The sequence below is a fragment of the Gammaproteobacteria bacterium genome (assembly GCA_011375345.1).
In the GTDB taxonomy this organism is placed as follows: domain Bacteria; phylum Pseudomonadota; class Gammaproteobacteria; order DRLM01; family DRLM01; genus DRLM01.
Genome location: DRLM01000053.1, coordinates 47393 through 56056 on the forward strand (window position 1 = coordinate 47393; position 8664 = coordinate 56056).

The window sequence follows — 8664 nt, forward strand, 5'->3', positions numbered from 1 at the left end:
GCGAAGTGGTGTCAAGGGCAATCGGAATGCCCAGTGGTTTTTCGATGCCGGGCGCGGGCGTGCAAGACGCCTGGCCAATCAGCTTAAGGCCCTTTGGGCCGTCTTTCCTACGCATCATAAAACAGAGAACAACAATACCAGCGAAAGATTAATTCACGCGTTAGCTTGCAGTCATCACCGTGTGCCTTGGAGCCCACGCGCTTTACGAAACCTGCAGCTTGCACGCGGCAGATTGCAGGCATCCAGACGGACGAACGATTGAGGCGGGAACCTCCGGGGTTTTTGCATTGAGGTGAGGCCGAATGGTTAGAATGAAGTGCGCTGGTCACCGGGGTGTTTGGGCCCGGGTCGGGTTTGTCTTGGGGCTTGGGGGCTTGCTGGTTGCGTTAGGCGCCTGTTCCGGCGGCAGCTCGGGTGGCGGCGAGTCCTCGGCGGCCATCAGGCTTCCTGCCGATAATCAACTGGCCGTGGACTTGCCGCTGTCCCTCACCGAGGCTAATCCGGTTTCCGCCGATTCCAACTGGCGGCCCACGGGTTTTTCTTTGCCCGAATTCAAGGCGATTTCAGTGTCCACCGGGGCGGCGACCCTGCCTTCCGATCCGGGCCAGACTTCGTTCAACCTGATGTTTGACCCCTTCTTTGGTGAGGGCCAAAACAGTGCCACCCAAACCAACTGCCCCGGTCGGGGTCCGGAAGAACCCCCGTACACCTTGCTTGCCAATGGCGCACTGCAGGGCCTGTGTTTCGCCCGCGCCATCCGCATCGCCCTGAAACGGGCGGTGTTCGATTACACCTCTTCCACCAGCATTCTCACCAGCATCGCCCGCTATACGCCGCCCAATGCCGAGGGCACGGTGGTGGAGTACACCAACCCGGACGTGCAGACCAACAGCGGCACGGGTCTGTCCATTCAATATAAATACCAGTGCGTGGCCAATTGTTCCGCGCCGGTGGATCAGCGTGATTACAGTTTTACCGTGGGTCTGGCGCCGTTGGCCGACAAGACCCGTCTGATCGGCCGCATGGACTGGACGTTGAAAGCCGACGGCAGCAGTTCCGGTAGCATGACCGTGACCCGCGATCTGATGCAGGGCCCGGCCTTTACCTGCAACCAGTCTGACTGCCGGCCGCCGCAGATTGAATTTCAGTTCCAGTCCGATCCCGGCGGGGTGGCGAAATCCTTTGTGATGAAATACGCCCCCATCAGTCAGGACGAGTTTCACCACGACGCCAGCGTGATCCGCATCCAGCGCATTCCTGCCACGGACACCGATCCGGCCCTGTGGGTGGTGCAGGGCACCATCGACTATGCCCTGGAACTGGGAATCAATCCGGCGCGCGATTCTTTCACCTGGCACGCCTTTGTGGGGGGGGTCAATGCCAAGGTGCACTTCTCCGCGGTGGCGGAAGATGTGTTTGCGGGCGGCCGTGCCCTGTTCAACGCCGTGCTGGCGGACGACAGCCGCGGCGCCCTGACGCGCTCGGCGGACTTGCAGCCCGCTGACCTGAAAGGGTCCCATCTGTGGGCGGCCTACAAAAAATTGCTGAAAACAATTTATACCGAAGCGCTGTACACCTCTTTGGGTCTGAACACCGGCCGTTCTGCCATCGTCTGGAATGGTGACGATGCCAATCTGGCCTTGTTGCCCAGCTTTACCGCCTCCGCCAGCGGCGAGGTCAATGCGGTGGCCGTCAGCGCTGACGGCCGGCGTCTGGCCAGCGGCGGCGCAGACGGCACTTTGCGCATTTTCGATATTGATCCCATGGGCGCGACTTTTGGCACCGAACTGCTGCAATGTTCGCCCCACGGTGGTGCGGCGGTGCGCAGTGTGCAGTTTTCCGCTGACGGCAGCGAGGTGCTGACCGGCGGCGATGATGGCCGGGCCCTGCGCCTGGCCAGCAGCGACTGCAGCGAGCTTAAGGCGTTTACCCATGCGGCGGAGGGCTTGTGCCTTGCCCGCGTCCGGGCGGTGTACACGCCGGACGGCACGGGGGTGGTGAGCGCCAGTGAAGGCCGCAATGCCGCCACGGTATGGCACTGGCAGCTCGACGGCGTGCTGCTCGGCAGTCAGAAGCAATGGTTTATGCCGGTGGTGGAGGGGACTTTCGACCCCAATGGCACCACCTATTATTGTGGCAATCGCAGTTTCCGCAGCCTGGATATTGCCGCGGTACCGGGCGATCCCGGCCGCTTTCGGGTGCTCACCGCCTATTGGGACGCCACCGCGCGCCTGTGGGATCCCTCCCGCAACACCGAGCTGATTTTCCGCCACAGCGGTCCCAGCGACACCAGCACCCAGACGGTGGATGTGCGGGCCGCCTTCAGCCCGGACGGCAGTGAGGTCTTTACCACTACCTCCCGCGGCACAGACAGTGCCCAGCTGGGCCTGTTTCATTGGGCGGCGGTGGATGCCTCCCCCGTGGGCGGACAGGAAATCCAAACGGCTTACAGTTATCAGGATCTCGCCGGCAGCAGTTATGACTTTCTCCACTTCAGCCCGGACGGTTCCCGTTTGTTGCTGGCCCTTGGGGGGTGGCATTATTTTTACAGCGTGCCTGCAACCCCCAGCACTCCGCTGACCCTGGTCAAAAGCGCCTATATTACTGCGCCCACCCGCGCTGCTTCATTTTACGGTCCGGGCAACGATGTGGTGTTCCTGGGCCGCAGCACCGGGGTGGTGGACACCTACAACCCCTTTGCCATGAACCAGTTCCAGCCTTTCAACGGTCACCAGGGTGCCGCGTCGCGGGTATCGTTTTCCAGTGACGGCAACCGTCTGCTGACGGCGGGCCGTGATGGGACGGCGCGGCTGTGGAGTGTGCAGTTGGGCACGCCCTTGCAGGCCTTCATCGGCCACGGGCCGGATCCGGACAATTCCGCCCGCACCGGCGTCAACACCGCTTTTTTTGCCGACGGTGACACCAAGGTGGTGACTGCCGGGGTGGATCGCACCGCGCGGTTGTGGAATGCCACCACTGGTGCGGTGCTGCAAACCTACAGCGGTCACACGGGCGCGGTGAATTCGGCGGTGTTCGACCCGGCGTTCACCCGCTTGGTGACCGCCGGTGCCGACGGCAAGCTGATGCTGTGGGATCCCAGCGGCACGGTGCTGGCCACCCTCGCCAATGCCCATCCCGGCGGTGCGGCGTTTGCGGTGTTTTCTCCCGACGGCACCCGCCTGGCCAGCGGCGGCGCCGACGGGGTGGTGCGGATTTGGGATGCCACGGTAATGCCGCCGGCGGAACTGGGTTCATTCAATGCCGGCACGGCTGTCAATGTGGTGGACTTCGCTCCCGACGGCAGCAGGGTGGCGGCAGGCGCTAGCGATGGCTACGCATACGTGATCGGCGCCGACCCGGCCGATGGGGCGACCTTTGCCCAGCAAATCACCCGGGTCGCCCACGGCGGCCGGGTGCTCACCAGTTATTTTTCCCGCCATGACAACGGTGCTCAGCTGCTCACCACCCGGAGCGAAGGCTACAGCGGTAATGTCAACCTGGCGGCCTATGCCTTCCAGTGGGACATCGACCCCGCCTCACCCAATTTCGGGACGCGCCTGATTGACCGCAACGACGGCAGCGGTTATGTGCAGAATCTGGGCACGGTTTTCGCCGCGGAAATGTCCGACGGCGGACGCTTCGTGGCGGCCGGCTCTGAAGGGGGCCGTTTTCAGGCGTCCTGGGTGGATTTCGATGGCCTGTGGGCCAGAAACAAGACCCAGTCGGCCATGGAACAGGGGCTGTGGGCTGACGAAAATGATGATGTCAACCCCTATTTCATGGAGCCCGTACAGACCAGCAGCGCGTCGGTGTGCTACGAAGTGGACGACCCTTTGGCCAACACCTGCAAGTCCACTTGTGCCGATATCGAGGGCGGTTGCTATATCTACGATGTGGAGTCCACCTACCGGCATCAGGCCCGGGGCCTGGCCAGCAGCATCGACGAGACTCAGTACACCCGCTTGCGCACTATCCTCGATGGCCTGGCCGAACCCTGGTTTACCGAAACTTTCACCGCCACCCCCATTCCCCCGGTGAATTGACCGGTGCCATGCTAGACTGGCGTCCCCTCAGGAAACGGAGAACAACGACAGTGTCCAGCAGCGAGTTCAGCAAGCGAGCCGTGGGTCTGGTTTTGACGCTGGCTTCCAGCTTGGCCGGCGCCGCCCCCAATGTGGTGCCGGGCTTGTGGGAGACCACGGTGACGGTGCACGTGGAAGGTGGTTCTTTTCCCATGCCGGCCATCAAATCGCGCAAGTGCATCAACCAGAACGACCTGGTGCCCAACAGCGTCCAGTCCAACATGCGGTGTAACATGAGCGAACCCGAGGTGGACGGTAATGACGTGTCCTGGAAGGTGAACTGTGCCGACGAACGGGGCGAAATGACCGGCGAGGCGAAGATCACCTACGCCGGTGATCACTTCGAGGGCAATATGGACGTGTTGATCGAGGAAATCGGCGGTGACCGCAGCCTGAAAATGAAATACGTGATGCGCGGCATGCGCATGCGGGCCTGCAATCAGGCCCGTTGAGGACGGTCTGTTTCAGTGTCCGCGTTGCCGGCGGGCGGGTTCTTTGGCGCTGGCGATGATCTTGGCAACGGCGATGCCGGTGGCGAAATAGAATTCCTGCTCCATCAGGGGGCTGTCGGAAAAGGTGGCGCCGCTGAGTGAGTCCAGCCGGGCGAATACCCCGATCCAGTACCCCCGCGTTCTTTTTTGCATGGCCAGGGTGACCCGGCTGCCGGCATAGCCGGCAGCCGGATGGTACTCGGGGCGGGCGGCGCTGGCGTGGGTGGCGGCTACCTCGTAGAAATACTCGTGGTAGCTTTTGTCGCCGAACAGCGGGCCGAGGGACAGCGAGAATGACCACGGTCCGCTGTGGCGGCCATTGAACTTGAGATATTCCACATAGGGGCTGAACACCCACCCTGCGTGATCCACATGTTTCCGGTCAAAGGCCAGGGCGGCTCGTACCGGCAGGCGCAGCCAGAGGGCGTGTCCGCGTGGCTTGAGTGGGCCCAGCCTGATATCCAGCGACGGGCCTATCTCCACGGTGGGGTCCAGGCTGGGCATGCCGCGACGGGCGGTATCGGCATCCTCGGGTACGGGCACGCCGCCGGCCAGGCTGACATCCGCTTCCAGCCGGGGGGAACGAAACAGCAGGCCGTGGACCCCCTCTTCATCCACTTGCAGGCGCTCGCCGTGGTATTGCACGAACGGAAAAGGCAGGGCGTAGGCGGTTACGCTCTGGGCGCCGCGGTAGTGGGGCAGCACCACGCCGCCCGCACCGACGCCCAGCTCCCACAGCGGCAGCCCGCCGGCGCCGGCGGGCAACGGGCTGAGTGCCGCCACCAGGGCCAGGAGCAGTGCGCGGCGGCACGTCACGGTTTACAGCGCCTGTTCCAGCGCTTGGTGCAACTCGGCGTCCGTCAACACCACGGGATTGGTTTTCATGCTGCTGCCGCGGCTGTGGGCGATGATTTTGGGGAAATCCGCCGACCGGAGGCGGAAGTCCCCCAGGCGGGGCAGGGACACCCGGCGGGTCCAGTCTTCCAACAGTTTCACCAGGGCGTTTGTGGCGGCGCCGGGGTCGGGATGGTCGCGTCCGCTGAGGAGTCGGGCCACGTCGGCGTATTTTCCCAGGGCCGGGTGGTCCGGTGCCCGGTCCCTGAGGGCTTGCAGATTGACCGCCGTGCAGGGGGCCAGCAGGCGGCCGCAGACCACCCCGTGGGGAATGGGGAAAAAGGCTCCAAGGGGGGAGGCAAGCCCGTGCACCGCCCCCAGCCCCGCCTGGGCCAGGGTGATACCGGACAGCAGCGCCCCATAGGCCAGGGCAGTGCGGCCGGCGGCGGCCTGACTGTTGTCCTCCAAGGCGGGAAACAGACCCTGGCCGAGGCGGGCTATGCCATCGCGGGCCAGGGCGTCGGACACCGCGTGGGCGCGGCTGGAGACATAAGACTCGATCAACTGGGTGAGCGCGTCCAGGGCGTTGGCGGCCAGCAGCGGCTTGGGGCAGGTGGCCAGCAGTGCCGGATCCACTACCGCGTCCACAGGCACCAGGCGCTCGTCGCGAAAGGATTTTTTAAAGCCCTCGGGCCCGATCACGCTGAGCACCGCGTTCTTGGTGGCCTCGGAGCCGGTGCCGGCTGTGGTGGGAACGGCGATGAAGGGCAGGGCGGGACCCTGGTAGGGGCGCCCTCTGCCCACGCCTTCCAGATAATCCATCACCGAATCGCCGCTGGGGAGCAGCCCGGCCACTGCCTTGGCGGCATCCAGCACGCTGCCGCCCCCGATGCCCACCACCAGCTCCAGGCCCATGCCGTGATAACGCGCCACCAGCGCGTCCACTGTGGCCGGGCTGGGTTCGCCGGATACGGTTTCGTGATGCCAGTGCAGGCCGGCGGCACGCAGCCCGTCCAACAGGGCTTGGAAGTGGGGCGAGGCCGGAAAAGCGGTGCGGCTGGTGATGAGCAGAAGGCGGGAACCTTGTGCCGCCACCAGGGCCGGCAGCGCCTGGATCTGTCCCGTGCCAAAATGGATGCGGGGCAGGCGCGAGAGCTGAAACGGGCGCGGCGGGATCATTCGCTGACCACGGGAAACAGGCCGCTGTAGGGCTCCCCCCGGCGCGGCTCCGCCATCCAGCCGGCCACCGTTTCGCGCCAGCTGAGGTAGTGTTGCGTTTTCTTGTGGGCGGCGGCGTCCGCCTCGCTGCGATAGGCCTCGTACAGAATGAACGACTGCGGGTCGGTGGCATCCTGGAGCACATCAAAGCGCAGATTGCCCGGTTCCTGCACCGAGGCGTAATGATTGAGTCTGGTGGCCGCAATAAAGTCGTTCACATGCTCCGCTTTGACGCGCACGTGCACCAGCGTGACTTTCATGGTGTTCTCCTTATCAAGTGTCGGGGCAGCGTTTCCGGGCCCGCCTATGATGGGAATTTCCCCGGCGCCTTGCAAGCGCCCCAGCCGGGCGGCGTGGTACCATTGGCACGGTTTTCTCTGAAGACTGACCGAGAAGGATTTGCACATGTCGGACTGCCTGTTTTGCAAAATGGTCGCCGGTGAGATCAAGCCCGATGTGGTTTATGAAGACGATGACGTGCTGGCGTTCAAAGATATCAATCCGCAAGCGCCGGTTCACGTGCTCGTGGTGCCGAAGCAGCACATTGCCACCCTCAATGATCTGAAGCTGGAACACGGGCCTCTGGTGGGGCGGTTGTATCTGGCGGCGAAGCGCGTGGCGGAGGAACAGGGCATTGCCACGGAGGGATACCGCACGCTGATAAACTGCAATGAGGCGGCGGGTCAGACGGTGTTTCACCTGCATCTGCACGTTTTGGGTGGGCGCAGGATGGGGTGGCCGCCCGGTTGACAGCAGTGCCCGGTGGGTCCCGCCCGGAATATTGGCGGGCGGTGGCAACGGCTCGGGGGCACTCCCACTCCGCGCCCCGCGGGGAGGCTTTGCCCCCCCAATATTTGAGAAGGCGCTAGCCCGAGGTGCCGTTGCCGCGTTTTGATTCGCCGTAGTGCGTTTCCAGCAGTGTGGTCAAAGACGCTTTCATGTGTTCCACGCCTTCGCCTGATTTGGCTGAGATGGGCAGCACTTCGCTTTGAAAATGAGTCTGAATGTCCGCCACCGGCAGCACATTGGGCAGGTCCCGTTTGTTGGCGCAGATGATATGGGGCAGGCCCTGATCGATCATCTCCTGCTCAATAACACGGGCGCGGGGTGGCACGCCTTCTGCGACCGCCAGCTCACTGTCCACCAGCAAGATGCCGACGTGGGCGCCCCTGGCGATGACCCGGCGGACGAATTCGAACCGGGGTTGGCCCGGTGTGCCGAAAAAATGAAGCGAATAACCCGCAAGGGTGTGAATGCCGAAATCCAGCCCGACGGTGATGGCGTGCCCCTCCCGGGACTGTGTTTCCACGCCTTTTGCCGCGGGTGCGAAGAGTCGCACCAAAGTTGTTTTTCCGCTGTTTCCTTCTCCGAAAACCACAACCTTTATATTCATTGTTAGAGTTGACTCCCGCTCGCAAAAAATCCAAAGCGCGGTACGGAATGGTGTGGAACCGAGGCTTGTGGATCCCTGCAGCTTGTTGTTGGAAAGTTATTTTGTCGGCAGAGATTGGACCCTGGGTATTCTATGGAGGGTGGGGTCACAAAACAACTCTTGTTGTGTAGAAATTGCTGGGCACCTGCCCTCCAGGTGTGGGCCTGCGGTGCATGGCTTACCGTGAAACTGGGTATTTGCGCCGCACCGGGCACGGGGGGGGTAGTGAAAGCCCTCCTATCCCCGGTCCGGTCGGGTTTTGGATGGGTTAAAGATTAATAATTAATCAGTTACGAGGTTTTTTTGAATTGAAACCTACATCCTGGCGGTGCTTTCATCAGGTTTCACCGATGATACGATGACTATCAGCCAGCCGCGGCGGCTATCGTTGTTCCGACGAAACAAAGGCCGGTTTCAGGCGCTTGCCGCTCCAGGAGAATTGAGGTAATCTCTCACACGCTTTTTGTGTGGCTATTGCACCAAGAGTATAGTCGTTCTCACCTGACTCTAAGGCCGTCACTCCACCCCGCACCGGCACGAGATTGTCTTTAAAGTATAGGGTGTGTCGCCCGCAGTTTTCTGATAAGTAGACCAACAAAGTGAAAAC

At 62.7% G+C, this 8664-nt stretch carries 7 protein-coding genes; 3 read left to right on the forward strand and 4 right to left on the reverse strand.

The annotated features are described in order from the left end of the window. Positions 1 to 302: 302 nt before the first annotated feature. Both ENJ19_04030 and ENJ19_04035 read left to right on the forward strand, forming a co-directional pair. On the forward strand, positions 303 to 4043 hold the full coding sequence (locus ENJ19_04030) for a hypothetical protein (GenBank protein HHM04897.1): 3741 nt from the start codon (positions 303 to 305) through the stop codon (positions 4041 to 4043). Between the two features lie 8 nt (positions 4044 to 4051). Beyond that, entirely contained in the window at positions 4052 to 4534 is a 483-nt protein-coding gene (locus ENJ19_04035; GenBank protein HHM04898.1) for a DUF3617 family protein, read from the forward strand. A 12-nt stretch (positions 4535 to 4546) separates the two neighbouring features. On the opposite strand, the gene ENJ19_04040 is transcribed toward ENJ19_04035, so the two are convergent. The 3 genes from ENJ19_04040 to ENJ19_04050 are packed head-to-tail and all read right to left on the reverse strand — an operon-like array spanning position 4547 to position 6885. Continuing rightward, positions 4547 to 5389: a MipA/OmpV family protein gene (locus tag ENJ19_04040; GenBank protein ID HHM04899.1), complete on the reverse strand. Its 843-nt coding sequence runs from the start codon at positions 5387 to 5389 to the stop codon at positions 4547 to 4549. Positions 5390 to 5392: 3 nt separating this feature from the next. Next, on the reverse strand, positions 5393 to 6586 hold the full coding sequence (locus ENJ19_04045; protein ID HHM04900.1) for an iron-containing alcohol dehydrogenase: 1194 nt from the start codon (positions 6584 to 6586) through the stop codon (positions 5393 to 5395). Further along, on the reverse strand, positions 6583 to 6885 hold the full coding sequence (locus ENJ19_04050; GenBank protein ID HHM04901.1) for an antibiotic biosynthesis monooxygenase: 303 nt from the start codon (positions 6883 to 6885) through the stop codon (positions 6583 to 6585). Before ENJ19_04050 ends, ENJ19_04045 begins: the two co-directional genes overlap by 4 nt. A gap of 145 nt (positions 6886 to 7030) precedes the next feature. Here ENJ19_04050 and ENJ19_04055 point away from each other — a divergent pair, with 145 nt between their 5' ends. Continuing rightward, entirely contained in the window at positions 7031 to 7375 is a 345-nt protein-coding gene (locus ENJ19_04055; GenBank protein HHM04902.1) for a histidine triad nucleotide-binding protein, read from the forward strand. 115 nt (positions 7376 to 7490) lie between these two features. On the opposite strand, the gene ENJ19_04060 is transcribed toward ENJ19_04055, so the two are convergent. Further along, positions 7491 to 8018, reverse strand: a complete 528-nt coding sequence (locus tag ENJ19_04060; protein ID HHM04903.1) for a GTP-binding protein — start codon at positions 8016 to 8018, stop codon at positions 7491 to 7493. Positions 8019 to 8664 lie beyond the last annotated feature (646 nt).

What these genes read in the sequence shown, in the direction of transcription:
- ENJ19_04055 (HHM04902.1), top strand. Translation starts at nt 7,031, where the DNA reads ATGTCGGACTGCCTGTTTTGCAAAATGGTCGCCGGTGAGATCAAGCCC.
- ENJ19_04060 (HHM04903.1), bottom strand. Translation starts at nt 8,018, where the DNA reads ATGAATATAAAGGTTGTGGTTTTCGGAGAAGGAAACAGCGGAAAAACA.
- ENJ19_04050 (HHM04901.1), bottom strand. Translation starts at nt 6,885, where the DNA reads ATGAAAGTCACGCTGGTGCACGTGCGCGTCAAAGCGGAGCATGTGAAC.
- ENJ19_04045 (HHM04900.1), bottom strand. Translation starts at nt 6,586, where the DNA reads ATGATCCCGCCGCGCCCGTTTCAGCTCTCGCGCCTGCCCCGCATCCAT.
- ENJ19_04035 (HHM04898.1), top strand. Translation starts at nt 4,052, where the DNA reads ATGCTAGACTGGCGTCCCCTCAGGAAACGGAGAACAACGACAGTGTCC.
- ENJ19_04030 (HHM04897.1), top strand. Translation starts at nt 303, where the DNA reads ATGGTTAGAATGAAGTGCGCTGGTCACCGGGGTGTTTGGGCCCGGGTC.